Consider the following 15,589-nt stretch of genomic DNA (forward strand, 5'->3'; position numbering starts at 1 on the left):
CCGATTTCACCTAGCTATTCAGACTCCGCTGAGACATAGTTTCGGCGGAGTTTTTATTTGGTGCAGCCCCGATGCGTGTTCTTATTTTGGTTACCATGTGCATCGCGTTGACCGCCTGCGGTACAGCCCGGCAAGAGCTGCAACTACGCCCCGAAGCGGAAAACGTCGGAACCCTGCATGAGATCTTTGCGGTCACCAACCGAAGCCCGTCTGCGGACGGCGGTTTCAGCGCAACCCGTGATTCATCGCTGTCCTATTTGGAAACACAGATCTCAATTCCTCCAACGCATGAGCCGGGCAAAGTCCAAACCGATCCACGCAATCCGAACCCGGCGCGCCACATTGTTGTCGCCGAGCAAACGAAGCTTGGAAGCAAAGCTCTGTTTGAGAGAACCCTGCGAAATCGTCTCGCGCAACAACCAGTCTCAGAACGCGAGTTCACGCTGTTTGTGCACGGGTTTAACACCAGCTATTCCGAAGGGCTTTTCCGGCTCGCCCAAGTTCAGCACGATATGAAGCCTCCGGGCGTTCCGGTCTTGTTTTCCTGGCCCAGCGCAGCGCGGGTCGTTGGCTATGCCTATGATCATGACAGCATGATCTTCAGCAGAGACGCCGTGCAAGACACATTGTTTTCAATGAATAGGCTTGCCCCGAAACGCACACTGTTGGTGGCTCATTCCATGGGATCGATGCTGTCGATGGAGGCTTTGCGCCAGATCGAAATTGGCCAACCCGGCTGGTCCCATCGCAACCTCGCGGGTGTCGTTCTGATCGCGCCCGACATCGACATCGACGTATTCCTAAGCCAGCTCGAGTCTTTTGAGCGACTGCCGCAGCCTTTCGTCGTCTTTGTATCCAACCAAGACAGGGCACTTGAGTTATCTGGTTTCATAAACGGACGACCGCAACGGCTTGGCCGTGCCAGTGACATTGAGGCGCTTCGTGATTACCCGATCCTCGTGATCGATATTTCACAATTTGCAAGCGGCCGCGGGGCGGATCATTTCACCGTTGGCAGCTCACCTGAACTGATCGAATTCCTCGGAAGCCCTGAACTGCGAAACGTCGTGGACAGCCAAGAATTCAAAAACGGTGTCATTTCTGCCAGTGGCCAATTGGTACGAACCACTGCGAAACGTGCGCAAAAAGCAATTCAGTGGATCTTGTTTCCAAGCGCCGCCGAAAGCTAACGACTGCGGCGCAGGTAAACATAGTAGGCACCGGTCCCGCCGTGTTTCAAATGCGCTTCACGGACCTGCAAAACCACCTGACGCAAAGGGGCCATCTGCAGCCACTGCGGCACCTGATGTTTCAAAACGCCCCGCCGCACAGGGATCGGGCCATCGTCCCTTTTTGACTTTCCTTTACCGGTGATCACAAGAATCAGGCGCTTGCCTTCGCCATAAGACCGCATCACAAAGCCAACCAACGCAGGGTGGGCCTGTTCCAGTGTCATGCCATGAAGGTCAATTCGCGCCTCTGGCACCAACTTTCCTTTGGTCATACGCCCATAGGCTTTCTTGTCCATTTGAACCGGCTGCTTACCAACCCGCTCAGAGATTGACGGCATAAGATCATTGCCCGTCGATTTGGTCTTGGCCTTCGCTCCCAGCTCAAAAGGCTGAAGACGCGATTTTTCCACCTTTACCGGTTTCGGCATCGGCAAAGGCCGTTCAGCAGTCGGCAAAGGTTTGGGTCGCGCAACCTGCAACGGCTCAGCAGTTTCAGACACTTTTTTCCAAAGCGCCTTATCCTCTTCGCTTAGCCGTTTGCGTTTCACAGCACAGCCTCAGGCAACAATGAATATGCGCGTTGGATCGGTAGCAGAACGATCATCCGGCCGGGATCACGCAAGCGGCCGGCTTTGCGGCCTGCCTCGTCGCCTGTCCCAAAGAATATATCTGCCCGTTGCGCGCCCTTAATGGCCGAACCGGTATCCTGTGCGATCATCAATCGACGGATCGGATCAGCGCCATCTTTTTCCACCCAAACCGGCGCACCAAGCGGCGTGTAGGCAGGATCAACCGCCACCGAGCGCATGGTCGTGATGGATCGGTTCATTGCCCCAAGCGGACCCTTGTCTGCAGGAACCTGATCCACGCGACGGAAGAAAACGTAAGATGGATTGTGGCGAAGCAGTTCCGCCCCATCCACCGGGTTACGGTTTACCCAATTTTGGATGACTTGCGCGCTCACTTGGTGCGGTTGATAGGTCCCGCGACGGACCAATTCGGTGCCAATCGAGCGATATGGGTGCCCGTTCGCGCCACCATAGCCAACGCGGATCGCGCTTCCATCAGATAGTTTGATCCGACCAGAGCCTTGGATCTGCAAAAAGAACAACTCAACAGAGTCATCCACCCAAGCAATCTCAAGCCCGCGCCCTTCAAGCGCTTTACTGTCTTCAATCTCCCGACGGCTGAGCCAACGCTGGCCCAAACGGACCTCTGGCGGTTTAGCATAAACCGGGAAACGATAGCGCGCCGTCGGCACCCGAGAGCCCTGCAGCTCGGGCTCAAAATACCCGGTGAATTTCATGTCGACGCCGTCCTCAATCAGGACGGGTTTAAAGAGCAACTCAAAGAACTTCTTCGCGTCCCCAAAAGAGGGTGCCGCTGCGCAAAGTGTGCGCCAATCCGGCGCATCCAGATCGGGGCAGGTGTTCTGAAAAACACGAAGCGCGGCGATATGATCGTCGCGCTCCCAGCCGTCTAAATCTTTGAAATCTAAAATCGTATACGTGGGCTCAGCGGCCGCGATGTCTGCCATCATTGCCGCTCCTGCCACCAATGCCGCTCGTAGCGCCGCAATCATTCGCCCGTGGCAACAAGCTGCCAGTTTGGATCGTCAGAACCCATAACACGTGCAAAGGTCCAAGCGTCTTTTTGGCGTTTCACTTGGGTTTCGCTGCCTTCAACGATCTCGCCGTCCGCATTGCGAACAACATAGGTCAGCTCGCCAATGAATTTAACGGTGACTTCCGCTTCGCGGGTTGCATCATCAAAGGTCGCTTCCTGCAGAGCAGTCTCACGCACACCAATGAATTCTGCATCGATTGTCAGGCCTTGCGCTTCACGCGCTTGAATCACTTCGGCGAAGGCGTCGTAAACATCTTCCGCCAAGAAATCTTTGACCTGCGCAAGATCACCTTTTTCGAAACCCATAAGGATCATCTCATAAGCGCCCTTCGCACCACCGATGAAATCGCTGACGCCAAAACCAGGCTCCACAGATTTCATCTTACCAAGCGCGACAGCGGTATCGCTGCCTTCTTCGGCATGGTCCGTGATATCGCGGTCAGGGCCGCCTTCGATCACTTCCAAATCTGGGCCACGGCGCTGAGGCGCAGGGGCTGCTTCACGAGGTGGCTCAAACCCATCGCGGGTGCCAAGTACGTTTCTCAGCCGCAGGATCAGAAAGACGGCGATGCCGGCTAGGACCAAAAGCTGGATAAGTGGCGAATTCATTAGAACCTCGTGTCAGGCGTGGAAAACATCATGTACCGCACTTATGTATGTCACAGGCGCAGTCAAGTCCACACGCGCCGGATGATAAGGAGCACTCATATGTGGTTGTTTTTGGCTTTCTTGGCCGTTCCCTTGATCGAGATCGGCTTGTTTATTCAAGTTGGCGGCGCGATCGGGCTGTTCCCGACGCTGGGGATTGTGGTTTTGACAGCTATTTTGGGCACTTGGCTGGTGCGAAATCAAGGAGCGATGGCATTGGGCGATTTGCGCAAATCCTTCAATGAACTCAATGACCCGACGGAACCTTTGGCCCATGGCGCCATGATCCTGTTTTCGGGCGCTTTATTGCTGACGCCAGGTTTTTTTACTGATGCGGTTGGCTTCGCTTTATTGATGCCGCCGGTTCGCGTGGCGATCATGAACTATGTGCGTAAGCGCGTTCACGTGCAGCGATTTGACATGGGCGGCGCTCAAAACCGCCACGCTGGCTTCCAAGATACGCGCCAAGCTGATGAAACTGTGATCGATGGTGAGTTCTCTGAAGTCGATCCAAGCAAAAAACCAACCCACGAAACACCGAAAGGCACCTCTGGCTGGACCAAGCATTAAGGCCAGCCATTGAGGCCTCCGCGCAGCTCTGATAAGCCTCGGGGCAAAGTCTTAACTCGGAGAATTTGAATGGCTGAAAATACGCCTGAAAATGGCGGCGCAGCAGCGGCGCAGCCACAAGTCAAAATGAATGTCATGACACAATATGTGCGTGACATGTCTTTCGAAAACATCCTCGCGCAAAAAGGCATTGCTGGCGACGTTCAGCCAGACGTGCAAGTGCAGGTGAATCTGGACGCAAAGAAGCGCACTCAGGAAAACCAGTACGAAACATCGATCAAGCTGAACATCGTCAACAAGGCGAAGGGCGGCGATGAAACGCTGTTCGTTCTAGAGCTGGACTACGCAGGCATCTTCCATATCGAAGGTATCCCAGAAGAGCAGCTGCACCCGTTCCTGTTGATCGAATGCCCACGCATGATCTTCCCATTCGTGCGTCGCATCGTTTCAGACGTAACCCGCGACGGTGGCTTCCCGCCGCTGAACCTGGAAACTATTGATTTTGTAGCGCTTTACCGCAATGAAATCGCGCGCCGTCAGGCGGCAGCAGGCGAACAGAAACTGGACGCTTAAGTCTTTCAATGCCCTCGGATAACGTCCGGGGGCATTACCCCAGCTTTTTCCAAAGCGCCTCATCCCCCATGCCATCGACAAACTCTGTATGAGCTGCCTTTTCCGCATCGGTTAGGCGCGCGGGCAGGGGATTCGCCCGTTGTGTTGGCCGCCAATCATCTTGCGCAGCGCCACCGGATTGACCGGATGTAGACGCCAATGCGAAGTCCGGTTGTCGACCGCCGATCAGCTCAAGGTAAACTTCCGCCAGAATTTCAGAGTCAAGCAACGCGCCGTGAAGGGTCCGGTTGCTGTTATCAATCCCAAACCGCGCACAAAGCGCGTCCAGCGAAGCGCGAGACCCGGGGAACTTCTTACGGGCAATCGCCAATGTGTCCACTGCGCGTTCCCATGGAATTTCCGCAAGACCCATTCGTTTAAGTTCCCAGTTCAGGAACTTCATATCAAAGGCCGCGTTGTGGATCACAAGGTTTGCATCACCAATGAAATCAACAAATGATTGTCCAACTTTTTCAAAAACCGGTTTGTCACGCAGTAAAACCTGGCCTGGCTCCGCTTCGCGTGGCGGTTCCAAAATATCCGGACCAATCCCGTGCACCCCGAAAGCCTCTTCCGGCATCATTCGCTCGGGGTTGATATAGACGTGATAAGTTTCGCCAGTCGGCATGTGATTATAAAGCTCGACACAACCGATCTCGACGATGCGGTCACCGGATTCCGGATCAAATCCCGTGGTTTCCGTATCCAGAACGATCTCACGCATTCTTCAGCCCCTGCTTTATATCTTCGATCACAGACCGTACTTGCTGTTGCGCATGTTCTAGCGTGTCCGTCTCTATCACATAATCAGATTTCGCGATCTTGTCTGCAATCGGCATTTGTTTTGACAGGATGCTTTCAAACTGCGCTTCAGACATAGTCCCACGCGCGAGAACTCTTTGTCTTTGGATGTCAGGTGACACAGACACACAAGCCACCGCATCAAACATGGCTTCCGCACCGTTTTCAAACAGTAGCGGAATGTCCAAGACGGCGATCTCTGCCTTTGTCTCAGCCAAAAAATCATTGCGATCTTGGGCGACCAAAGGGTGCACGATACTCTCAATGGTTTTGAGTGCGTTTGCGTCCTGTGAAATGATCTCTTTCAGAACGCCCCGAGAGACTTCTCCGTCGACAATCGCATCCGGGAATGCACCACCCATTGGCGCAACGGCCGCGCCATCTTTGCTATACATCCGATGCACCGCGGCATCCGCATCCCATACGGCACAGCCTAAATCCGCAAACATCTTTGCTGTCGTGGATTTTCCCATACCAATGGAACCGGTGAGCCCAAGCTTAAACGTCATCCCAAAATGACTCGTCTAAGGTCTTCGGTCACTTCCGGTCGCGGGCCAAACCAGCGTTCAAAACCTGGCGCCGCTTGATGCAACAACATTCCCAAACCATCAACGGAAACACACCCCCGCTGCGCCGCTTCATCTAGGAACGGGGTGCGCAAAGGGGTGTAGACCAAATCAGTCACAAGGCTACCGGGCTGGAGCCCGTCGAGCGATACTTTCAACTCTGGCTTGCCCGTCATGCCAAGAGACGTTGTATTCACAATAGTCGTGCCATCCTCAATGACATCGCCAGCCTGAACCCATTCGACCACTTTGAGACGCGCGCCAAAGTCGTCGCGCAATTGCTCGGCCCGCACCCGCGTACGGTTCGTGATGAAAATCTCGGGCACACCGACGTCAAGAAGAGAGGCAACAACCGCGCGCGCCGCACCACCCGCACCAAGAACAACAGCCGCTCCTGCCGTTGGATCCCAATCGGGCGCTGATTGCCTTAAGTTCTGAATGAATCCGTAACCATCTGTGTTATCAGCAAGAATTTTTCCATCTTCATGGAAAATCAACGTATTCGCCGCACCGATAAGCGTGGCGCGATCTGTCACCTGATCTGCAATTTCCAAAGCACGGGTTTTGTGAGGAATTGTGACATTGGCACCGACAAATCCCATCTTGTGCATATTGCGCAGAACCGTTTCCAAATCGTCCGGCGCCACATCCATTGGAATGTAATGGCCGTTAATCCCATAAGTCTTCAGCCAATGACCATGCAGCATCGGAGATTTTGAATGCGCAATCGGATGACCGATCACGGCAGCCAAAGGCACTTTGGGTAATGTCATCGCTGCAAATCTCCTCTGAGCGTCAAATATGCCAGTATCTCAAGCAATGGCATACCAAGCACCGTAAAATAATCGCCATCCACACGGGTGAACAATCGCACGCCTTCCGCCTCTAATTGATAACATCCAACGGTGTGCCGGATCTCTTCCCAATTCCGCTCTATATATGCGTCCAAAAAGTCATCGGTGAAATCGCGCATCCGAAGACGCACGATACCAACATGACGCCAAATGGGTTTGTTGTCTTCATAGATAACCGCCGCAGATAGAAGCGAATGGCTGTTGTTGCGCAACCGTTGCAACTGGGCCCGCGCGTCCTCCTGACTTTGCGGTTTGGCAAAAACCTCACCTTCAAAGTCCAGAACCTGATCGCAGCCCAGAACCAAGGCTCCAGGGACTTTTGCACTGACCCTTTGGGCTTTCGCTTCCGCCAAAGAATCCGCAATATCGCGTGGACGTGTCCCTTCGGCTTCCAAACTCTGGCGGATCATTTCTTCGTCCACCGGAGCGGTGAGCACCTCAAACGCTACATTGGCATTGCGCAGCAAATCCGCGCGAATTTTTGATCCGCTTGCCAAGATCAATGGCTGAGACATGTGGATAACCCGTCGAATAACTGACCGAACAACTTGCGTATGATTTGTCGGGTAAATCGAGAGGCGCTGCAAGCGGTAGATAACTCCCCCCGTTTAAAGTTTTTTGCGATGATTCCTACGCAGGGGATTGGGATAAGTTCCCATGGTGATGGAATCGCCCGGCGACAATTTCATCCCACAGCTTATCCACAAGCTTAATTTATGGGAAAAATTTTCAAGTATTTGTTTTTATTTAATAAATCGGAGAAATACAATTTTGCGGCCTGCAGTGTGCCAATCTTTCCCACCGCTCAGGGCTTGTGGAGAAAACCAAGATAACCCTTTAATCCACAGAAATCGGTGTCCCTACCAAATCATCTTCCTTTTTAAATAATAATTATTTATTTGAGAGGGGCTTAGCTAAGAAGGATCTGATCCATGTCCGACATTCTCGCGACTCTCTATCCTTGGACCAAGTCACTTCATATCATTTCAGTGATCAGTTGGATGGCTGGGCTATTCTATCTTCCTCGTCTCTTTGTGTATCACGCAGAAAAGGCTGAGAAGGGGGATCAATTGGATCAGACGCTTCAGATTATGGAGTACAAGCTTCTTCGCTTCATTATGGGCCCTGCAAGCGTCGCCACATGGGTCTTTGGGCTTTTATTGCTCTTCACCCCCGGGATCGTGCATTGGGGCGATGTGTGGCCTTATACGAAGGGGTTAGCCGTCATTGCTATGACAGGGTTCCATCATTGGCTTATGGCGCGCCGTAAGGACTTTGAGAGCGGCGAGAACACGCTGTCTGGAAAGAGGTATCGGCAAATGAACGAACTGCCGACGATCTTGATGGTGATTATCGTGATTTCAGTGGTTGTGAAATTCTGATCGCAGTTTCACGAGGTGGTTTGACTTGCCTAAGGAATCCACCTATCTCTTTTCGCAACAGGCCCGTCCGGGCCATGTGTCTTCCGACCTACATATATGAACTCGCGGCTCCTATAGCCGTTTGATGGACCGTTAAGGATTTCTCATGTCCGAGAACAAACTCGCGCTTTCTTCATTGAAAGCACAAAGCCCTAAAGATCTGCTGGCGATGGCAGAGGAATTGGAAATCGAAAACGCATCCACCATGCGCAAAGGTGAGATGATGTTCCAAATCCTGCGTGAACGCGCGGATGAGGGATGGGAAGTCTCAGGCGATGGTGTGCTTGAAGTTCTGCAAGACGGGTTTGGTTTCCTGCGCTCTCCAGAGGCGAACTATTTGCCGGGCCCAGACGATATCTACGTTAGCCCTGAAATGATCCGTAAGCATTCCTTGCGCACAGGCGACACCATCAATGGCGTCATCAAAGCACCAGATGACAATGAGCGTTACTTTGCGCTGACCAATGTCACATCCATCAACTTTGAAGAGCCAGAGAAGGCAAAGCACAAGATTGCCTTCGACAACCTGACACCGCTTTATCCGGATGAGCGTCTGAAGATGGAGATCGAAGATCCAACCATCAAAGACAAGTCCGCACGTGTGATCGACCTGGTGGCTCCAATTGGTAAGGGACAACGTTCCTTGATCGTTGCGCCGCCGCGGACCGGTAAAACCGTGATCCTGCAAAACATCGCGCACAGTATCGAAGCCAACCACCCAGAGTGTTACTTGATCGTTCTGTTGATCGACGAACGCCCTGAAGAGGTGACTGACATGCAGCGCTCTGTGAAGGGTGAGGTGATTTCCTCGACCTTTGATGAACCGGCAACGCGCCACGTGGCCGTATCTGAAATGGTCATCGAAAAAGCCAAGCGTTTGGTCGAACATAAACGAGATGTTGTTATTCTTCTCGATTCGATCACAAGACTTGGTAGGGCCTTTAACACTGTTGTTCCATCTTCCGGTAAAGTTCTGACCGGTGGTGTGGACGCGAATGCGCTGCAACGTCCAAAGCGTTTCTTTGGTGCAGCTCGGAATATCGAAGAGGGTGGCTCGCTCACCATTATCTCCACCGCACTGATCGACACTGGCTCGCGGATGGACGAAGTGATCTTCGAAGAATTTAAAGGGACTGGTAACAGCGAAGTTGTTCTGGATCGTAAGATCGCCGACAAGCGCGTCTTCCCAGCGATCGACATTCTTAAGTCCGGTACACGGAAAGAAGACCTGCTGGTCGATCCAAAGGACCTGCAGAAGACATTCGTTCTGCGCCGCATCCTCAACCCAATGGGCACTACGGATGCGATCGAGTTCCTGCTGGGTAAACTTAAGCAGACTAAGACCAACGGCGAATTCTTCGATTCCATGAATGCGTGATGTGTCATGACCTTGGTCAATGACACCATATTTGCTTTGGCGACGGCCCCCGGGAAATCGGGGGTCGCTGTCGTTCGGGTATCTGGTCCTGAAGTTCAAGCGGTCGCAGAAGCGCTTTGCGGGGTCGTCCCTGAACCGCGGCTCGCGACTCTAAAGGTTATTCGGGATTCTGACGGGGTTCGGGTGGATCAGTCTCTGATCTTATACTTCCCGAAAGGAAATTCTTTCACCGGAGAAGAGGTCTTAGAGCTTCATACCCATGGTTCCGTCGCCGTGGTCAATCGCTTGCTCCGCATCTTGGGGGATATGCCAGGCCTGCGCTTAGCCGAAGCCGGAGAGTTTACACGCCGAGCGTTGGAGAACGGCTGCATGGACCTCGCGCAGGTCGAAGGTCTTTCTGATCTCATTGAAGCAGAAACCGAAGCGCAAAGACGGCAAGCGCTGCGCGTACTTTCTGGCGATCTCGGTGATCTTGCGGAAAGCTGGCGTACCGATTTGATCCGCGCTGCTGCTTTAATTGAAGCGACCATCGATTTTGCGGACGAAGAAGTCCCCGTTGACGTTACTCCCGAAGTCGACGCTCTGTTGGACGGGGTTACCACACAACTCTCAAAGCAAATCATTGGTGTTGAAACCGCCGAACGCATTCGAACCGGATTTGAAGTCGCCATTGTCGGCGCACCGAACGTTGGCAAGTCTACGCTGCTGAATGCCATAGCTGGGCGGGATGCTGCGATCACTTCTGAATATGCTGGTACCACAAGGGATGTCATTGAGGTGCGTATGGACCTTGGTGGCTTGCCAGTAACGCTGCTGGATACCGCCGGTATCCGAGAAACAGAGGATCATGTTGAAGGGATTGGTATTCAGCGTGCCAAACAGCGCGCTGAGCAGGCCGATCTTCGCATTTTCTTGGTAGAGCAGGGGACTGATCCAGAGCTGGCGCCTGATGAAGATGATATGGTTTTGATCGCCAAGGCTGATACGTTGGATGATCTCGAAGGCGCAATTTCTGGCAAGACCGGGGCCGGCGTTCCAGAGCTTATTCAGTCTGTTCAAACGAAGCTGATGGAGCGGACAGGTAACTTAGGTATCGCGACACGCGAACGACATCGCGTTGCAATGGTACAGGCGACAGAAGCTCTTTCAGCGGGTAAGGCTGTTTTGGCGCTTGGGCCTGAGCAATATGATATAGCAGCGGAAGAGCTGCGTACGGCGATTCGAGCTTTGGATTCCATTGTCGGGCGAATTGATGTTGAGAACCTCTTGGACGAGATTTTCTCTAGTTTCTGCATCGGTAAGTAAGGAGTGTTTCACGTGAAACATTTTGACGTCATTGTTGTCGGCGGCGGTCATGCCGGATGTGATGCCGCGCACGCTGCTGCGCGAGCTGGAGCTAACACCGCGCTAATCACCCTGACCATGGACGGCATTGGGGTAATGTCCTGCAACCCGGCAATCGGTGGTCTGGGCAAAGGCCACCTGGTCCGCGAAATCGATGCGCTGGACGGTGTGATGGGGCGCGTCGCCGACTTGGCAGGCATACAGTTTCGGTTGCTGAACCGACGGAAAGGGCCCGCTGTTCAAGGTCCCCGTGCGCAGTCGGATCGAAAGATCTACCGAACCGAAATGCTGCGTGAGATGAAGGACTGCGAGAACCTCTCGATTATCGAGGGAGAGGCGACAGACTTCATTATGGACAATGATCGCGTCTCTGGCGTCATCCTCGCGGATGGCTCTGAGGTTCATTCGTCCGCAGTTGTTTTGACCACCGGCACATTCCTTCGCGGCGTTATCCATATTGGTGATGTTTCCAAACCCGGCGGCCGCATGGGCGATAAGCCTTCAGTCAAGCTGGCAGAACGAATTGATAGCTTTAGTCTGCAGCTGGGCCGTCTGAAGACCGGCACACCGCCTCGCTTAGACGGCCGTACCATCAAGTGGGACTTGCTGGAATCTCAGCCAGGCGATGATGATCCGGTGCTCTTCTCGTTTATGTCTAGAAAGACAAGCGCGCCGCAAATCTCATGCGGGATCACACACACCAATGAAAAAACGCACGACATTATTCGGGACAATCTCGACCGCTCTGCGATGTATGGCGGGCATATCGAGGGGGTAGGGCCGCGGTATTGCCCCTCTATCGAAGACAAGATTGTACGCTTCGCTGATAAGACGTCTCACCAAATCTTCCTAGAGCCAGAGGGGGCGGATGATCACACTGTATACCCAAACGGTATTTCGACGTCTCTGCCAGTGGATGTTCAAGACGATTACGTTCACTCGATCTATGGACTTGAGGATACCAAGATCCTGCAGCCGGGATATGCGATCGAATATGATTACATTGACCCGCGGTGCTTGTCGGCAGACCTCCAGCTGAAAGATGTCCCGGGCCTTTATCTTGCGGGACAAATCAACGGAACAACGGGCTACGAAGAAGCGGCGGCACAGGGCTTGGTTGCGGGAATGAACGCAGCTCGTGCAGCAAAGGGTTTGGCGCCTCATACTTTCGGCCGTGCAGACAGCTACATCGGTGTGATGATAGATGATTTGATCACACGCGGCGTTTCCGAGCCGTATCGTATGTTCACCTCGCGGGCTGAATTTAGATTGTCGCTGCGAGCCGATAACGCCGATCAACGGCTTACCCCTGTCGGCTTGGATCTGGGTTTGGTAGGCGAGGCTCGAAAAGAGGCGTTCGGTGATAAGATGGAGCAACTGACCACTGCGCGCAGCTTGCTAGAAGGGGATACATTTACACCGAAGCAGGTGAACGCCGTTGGCATTTCGGTGAACAACGATGGTCAACGTCGAAGCGCGTTCCAACTTTTGGCTTTCCCTGATGTATCCTTCTCTGAACTGACCGGATTGAATGAGGAATATGGTGAGATAGATGGTCTGATCCAAGATCAGCTCGCTAAAGATGCGCTCTATGCCAATTACATTCAACGCCAACAAAAAGACGTGGAGGCTGTCCGCCGCGACGAGGCACAGCCTATTCCGACCGATTTTAGCTATGAAGGCATTGAAGGGCTGTCCAACGAACTGAAACTGAAGCTCGGTAAAGCCCGTCCTGCTAACCTCGCGCAGGCTGGACGCGTGGATGGAATGACGCCGGCCGCGCTAACTCTTCTTCTTGCGAAGCTACGGCAGCGTAAGCGTCAGGAAAAATCTGCATGACACCAAATGATTTTGAAAAGCGCTTTGATGTTTCACGTGAAACAATGGAGCGCCTAGAGCATTTGGACGTATTGCTCAAGAAATGGAACCCTAAGATCAACCTGGTATCCCCGGCCACTCTTAAAGAGAGTTGGGGAAGACACATATGGGATTCAGCGCAGATCTATGGCCTAGCGTCAGAAAAATGCGGCAAGTGGCTGGATATCGGGAGTGGCGGTGGTTTCCCCGGACTGGTTGTTGCAATCTTGAATGCAGGTGAAGGAAATCCTTGGGATGTTGCGATGATGGAAAGTGATGTCCGAAAATGCACTTTCTTGCGCACAGTCCTGCGAGAAACCAGCGTGAAGGCAGAAGTGATCACGTCCAGGATTGAGGAAGCGGAACCCGCTAATGCGGATGTGCTTTCCGCACGCGCTTTAACGGATCTCACAGGGCTTTGCGAGTTCAGTGTGCGGCATTTGAAGGCAGATGGCCTTAGCATTTTCCCGAAAGGCGTGTCCTGGAAAAAAGAAGTGCAAACCGCTGAGAAATCGTGGTCTTTCGCCTCAGAGGTGATTAAAAGTGAAACTCAAGAGGGTGCAGTAATACTGAAAGTCAGGGATATCACGGGTGTCTGATCCAGTGCGTGGCAGCGGGCCAAAAATCATCGCGATTGCCAACCAAAAAGGTGGCGTAGGCAAAACCACAACAACGATCAACCTAGCAGCGGCTTTGGTCGAAGAGGGGGTTCGTGTTTTGCTGGTTGACTTGGACCCGCAAGGCAACGCGTCAACAGGCCTTGGCGTCGATGACCGCCCCCTGACAACCTATGATCTCTTGGTTGATGACATCGACCTTTCTGACGTTATCCAGATGGTCGATCAGGAAGGCTTGGGCATTATTCCAGCGACCGTTGACCTAAGTTCTGCCGACATGGAGCTGATGGCGAACGAAAAAAGATCGTTTCTTTTGCATGATGCGCTCCGCCAGACCGCTATGGATCAGTTCGACTGGGACTATATCCTGATCGATTGCCCGCCTTCGCTAAACCTTCTGACGGTGAACGCGATGGTCGCATCGCATTCGGTCATGATTCCACTGCAAAGTGAATTTTTCGCGCTTGAAGGCCTGTCTCAGCTGATGCTGACGGTGCGTGAGGTCCGCCAGACGGCAAACCCAGATTTGCGGATCGAAGGTGTTGTGCTCACTATGTTTGATGCGCGGAACAATCTGTCTCAGCAGGTAGAAGAAGACGCCCGAGCGAATTTGGGCGATCTGGTTTACGAAACCCGGATCCCGCGCAATGTGCGCGTTTCTGAGGCTCCCTCTTTCGCGCAGCCTGTTTTGCAGTATGATCCAACCTCAAAGGGAGCCGAAGCCTATCGCTCTCTCGCGCGCGAAATGTTGGATAAACATTTCGGTGCGGTTTAAGAAATTAAAGTAGGGGGCAAAGAGCATGGCTGAAAATAGAACAAAATCCCGAGGATTGGGCCGCGGTCTGTCTGCGCTTATGGCAGATGTAAATGAGGCGCCGGCAGCAGCATCGTCTGATGAGCCACGCCGTCCGGATTTGGTTGTTCCCATTGAGAATATTGAGCCAAACCCGGATCAGCCGCGCCGCCGGTTTGATCCCGAGCACCTGGAAGATCTTGCCAACTCAATTCGCGAAAAGGGGGTTATCCAGCCTTTAATCGTACGTGAGAAGGCAGGTGGTAAGTATGAGATCGTTGCGGGTGAACGGCGCTGGCGCGCGTCTCAGAAAGCGCAGTTGCACGAATTGCCGGTTATCGTACGAGAGTTCGACGACACGGAGGTTCTTGAAATTGCGATCATTGAGAACATCCAGCGCTCTGATCTGAACCCGGTCGAAGAGGCGGCAGGGTATCGTCAGCTGATGGACAAGTTTGGCCATACGCAAGATGCGATGTCTAAAGCACTTGGTAAAAGCCGAAGCCATATTGCGAACCTTCTGCGTTTGTTGAACTTGCCACAGGATATCCAGGATTTGGTCGAAGAGGGTCAGCTAAGCTCTGGTCACGCCCGTGCACTGATCACTTCGGACCACGCGCATGAGATCGCAAAGCGCATCGTGAAAGAAGGCCTGTCCGTAAGGGCGACTGAGGCGCTTGTTAAAAAATACGCGTCTGGAGATCTGGAAAAGCCGAAGAAACCTAAGGCTGAGAAGGATGCAGATACAAAAGCGCTGGAAGGCGATTTGTCTGCCAATCTTGGTATGAAGGTTCAAATCGACCACAAAGCTGGCGGCGAGACCGGCCAGATCACGATCAAATACAAAGATATGGAACAGCTTGATGAGCTGTGCCGGATCCTGACTTCGTCGTAATTGTGCTTGATTAGAGCCGATTATTCGTCTGGGCGTGTCCAGATAAACAACATGACACAAGATAAAGTGACGGCTTGGATAATCAAGACCGTCATTTTTACTTCCATCAACCAGGATATGCCAAAAACCGCCACGATTGACGCCGTGGCCAGCAATTTCGCCCTTCGGCTGATGGCGCCGTTTTCGCGCCAATCCGATATTGGGGGGCCGAGCCTAGGGTGTTCTAACATCCAATCGTGAAGTCTTTCCGACCCGCGTGCGAAACAAAACGCCGCCAGCAGAAGGAAAGGTACTGTTGGAAGAAGCGGTAAGATGACACCCAGCGCGCCTAGACTCAGCGAGATTAGACCAAATGTTGCCCAAATATACCGCATA

General features: G+C 53.0%; 18 protein-coding genes. 10 read left to right on the forward strand and 8 right to left on the reverse strand.

Annotation, left to right across the window (positions count from 1 at the left end; genetic code table 11):
- Window positions 1-71 precede the first annotated feature (71 nt).
- Window positions 72-1,190: an alpha/beta hydrolase gene (locus tag TA5113_RS02060; RefSeq protein WP_058313565.1), complete on the forward strand. Its 1,119-nt coding sequence runs from the start codon at window positions 72-74 to the stop codon at window positions 1,188-1,190.
- Here TA5113_RS02060 and TA5113_RS02065 read toward each other — a convergent pair.
- The 3 genes from TA5113_RS02065 to TA5113_RS02075 are packed head-to-tail and all read right to left on the reverse strand — an operon-like array spanning window position 1,187 to window position 3,467.
- Complete coding sequence (locus TA5113_RS02065; RefSeq protein WP_058313566.1) at window positions 1,187-1,780, reverse strand: Smr/MutS family protein; 594 nt, start codon at window positions 1,778-1,780, stop codon at window positions 1,187-1,189. The two genes, TA5113_RS02060 and TA5113_RS02065, sit on opposite strands and share 4 nt — an antisense overlap.
- Window positions 1,777-2,814, reverse strand: a complete 1,038-nt coding sequence (mltA, locus tag TA5113_RS02070; RefSeq protein WP_058313567.1) for a murein transglycosylase A — start codon at window positions 2,812-2,814, stop codon at window positions 1,777-1,779. The genes TA5113_RS02065 and mltA overlap by 4 nt, the downstream gene beginning before the upstream one ends.
- Window positions 2,811-3,467, reverse strand: a complete 657-nt coding sequence (locus tag TA5113_RS02075; RefSeq protein WP_058313568.1) for a Tim44/TimA family putative adaptor protein — start codon at window positions 3,465-3,467, stop codon at window positions 2,811-2,813. The genes mltA and TA5113_RS02075 overlap by 4 nt, the downstream gene beginning before the upstream one ends.
- 99 nt (window positions 3,468-3,566) lie before the next feature.
- Here TA5113_RS02075 and TA5113_RS02080 point away from each other — a divergent pair, with 99 nt between their 5' ends.
- The gene (locus TA5113_RS02080) at window positions 3,567-4,076 is read left to right on the forward strand and encodes an FxsA family protein (protein WP_058313569.1); all 510 of its coding nucleotides are present in this window, start codon (window positions 3,567-3,569) and stop codon (window positions 4,074-4,076) included.
- 69 nt (window positions 4,077-4,145) lie between these two features.
- The gene (gene secB / locus TA5113_RS02085; protein WP_058313570.1) at window positions 4,146-4,649 is read left to right on the forward strand and encodes a protein-export chaperone SecB; all 504 of its coding nucleotides are present in this window, start codon (window positions 4,146-4,148) and stop codon (window positions 4,647-4,649) included.
- A gap of 34 nt (window positions 4,650-4,683) precedes the next feature.
- Here secB and dnaQ read toward each other — a convergent pair whose 3' ends face one another.
- From dnaQ to TA5113_RS02105, 4 genes are read right to left on the reverse strand one after another with little or no spacing between them, the layout of a single operon-like run.
- Window positions 4,684-5,412 (reverse strand): DNA polymerase III subunit epsilon, encoded by a 729-nt coding sequence (gene dnaQ / locus TA5113_RS02090; protein WP_058313571.1) that lies wholly within the window; start codon window positions 5,410-5,412, stop codon window positions 4,684-4,686.
- The gene (gene coaE / locus TA5113_RS02095; RefSeq protein ID WP_058313572.1) at window positions 5,405-5,998 is read right to left on the reverse strand and encodes a dephospho-CoA kinase; all 594 of its coding nucleotides are present in this window, start codon (window positions 5,996-5,998) and stop codon (window positions 5,405-5,407) included. Before coaE ends, dnaQ begins: the two co-directional genes overlap by 8 nt.
- Complete coding sequence (locus tag TA5113_RS02100; RefSeq protein ID WP_058313573.1) at window positions 5,995-6,828, reverse strand: shikimate dehydrogenase; 834 nt, start codon at window positions 6,826-6,828, stop codon at window positions 5,995-5,997. The genes coaE and TA5113_RS02100 overlap by 4 nt, the downstream gene beginning before the upstream one ends.
- Entirely contained in the window at window positions 6,825-7,424 is a 600-nt protein-coding gene (locus TA5113_RS02105) for a Maf family protein (RefSeq protein WP_058313574.1), read from the reverse strand. The genes TA5113_RS02100 and TA5113_RS02105 overlap by 4 nt, the downstream gene beginning before the upstream one ends.
- 417 nt (window positions 7,425-7,841) lie before the next feature.
- Here TA5113_RS02105 and hemJ point away from each other — a divergent pair, with 417 nt between their 5' ends.
- The 7 genes from hemJ to TA5113_RS02140 all read left to right on the forward strand — a co-directional run bounded on the left by hemJ (window position 7,842) and on the right by TA5113_RS02140 (window position 15,214).
- Window positions 7,842-8,291 carry a protoporphyrinogen oxidase HemJ gene (gene hemJ, locus TA5113_RS02110; RefSeq protein ID WP_058313575.1) on the forward strand — a complete coding sequence of 150 codons (450 nt, stop codon included), beginning with the start codon at window positions 7,842-7,844 and terminating at the stop codon, window positions 8,289-8,291.
- A gap of 145 nt (window positions 8,292-8,436) precedes the next feature.
- Window positions 8,437-9,708 (forward strand): transcription termination factor Rho, encoded by a 1,272-nt coding sequence (gene rho, locus TA5113_RS02115; protein ID WP_058313576.1) that lies wholly within the window; start codon window positions 8,437-8,439, stop codon window positions 9,706-9,708.
- Window positions 9,709-9,714: 6 nt separating this feature from the next.
- Window positions 9,715-11,013, forward strand: a complete 1,299-nt coding sequence (gene mnmE, locus TA5113_RS02120; RefSeq protein WP_058313577.1) for a tRNA uridine-5-carboxymethylaminomethyl(34) synthesis GTPase MnmE — start codon at window positions 9,715-9,717, stop codon at window positions 11,011-11,013.
- 3 nt (window positions 11,014-11,016) lie between these two features.
- Complete coding sequence (gene mnmG, locus TA5113_RS02125) at window positions 11,017-12,891, forward strand: tRNA uridine-5-carboxymethylaminomethyl(34) synthesis enzyme MnmG (protein ID WP_058313578.1); 1,875 nt, start codon at window positions 11,017-11,019, stop codon at window positions 12,889-12,891.
- Entirely contained in the window at window positions 12,888-13,508 is a 621-nt protein-coding gene (rsmG, locus tag TA5113_RS02130) for a 16S rRNA (guanine(527)-N(7))-methyltransferase RsmG (RefSeq protein ID WP_058313579.1), read from the forward strand. The genes mnmG and rsmG overlap by 4 nt, the downstream gene beginning before the upstream one ends.
- Window positions 13,501-14,301 carry a ParA family protein gene (locus tag TA5113_RS02135; protein ID WP_058313580.1) on the forward strand — a complete coding sequence of 267 codons (801 nt, stop codon included), beginning with the start codon at window positions 13,501-13,503 and terminating at the stop codon, window positions 14,299-14,301. The genes rsmG and TA5113_RS02135 overlap by 8 nt, the downstream gene beginning before the upstream one ends.
- Window positions 14,302-14,326: 25 nt before the next feature.
- Complete coding sequence (locus TA5113_RS02140; protein WP_058313581.1) at window positions 14,327-15,214, forward strand: ParB/RepB/Spo0J family partition protein; 888 nt, start codon at window positions 14,327-14,329, stop codon at window positions 15,212-15,214.
- 20 nt (window positions 15,215-15,234) lie between these two features.
- Here the strand turns inward: TA5113_RS02140 and TA5113_RS02145 are convergent, their stop codons facing one another.
- Window positions 15,235-15,588 carry a YbaN family protein gene (locus tag TA5113_RS02145; RefSeq protein ID WP_058313582.1) on the reverse strand — a complete coding sequence of 118 codons (354 nt, stop codon included), beginning with the start codon at window positions 15,586-15,588 and terminating at the stop codon, window positions 15,235-15,237.
- Window position 15,589 lies beyond the last annotated feature (1 nt).

The organism is Cognatishimia activa, from assembly GCF_001458335.1.
GTDB classification, from domain to species: Bacteria; Pseudomonadota; Alphaproteobacteria; order Rhodobacterales; family Rhodobacteraceae; genus Cognatishimia; species Cognatishimia activa.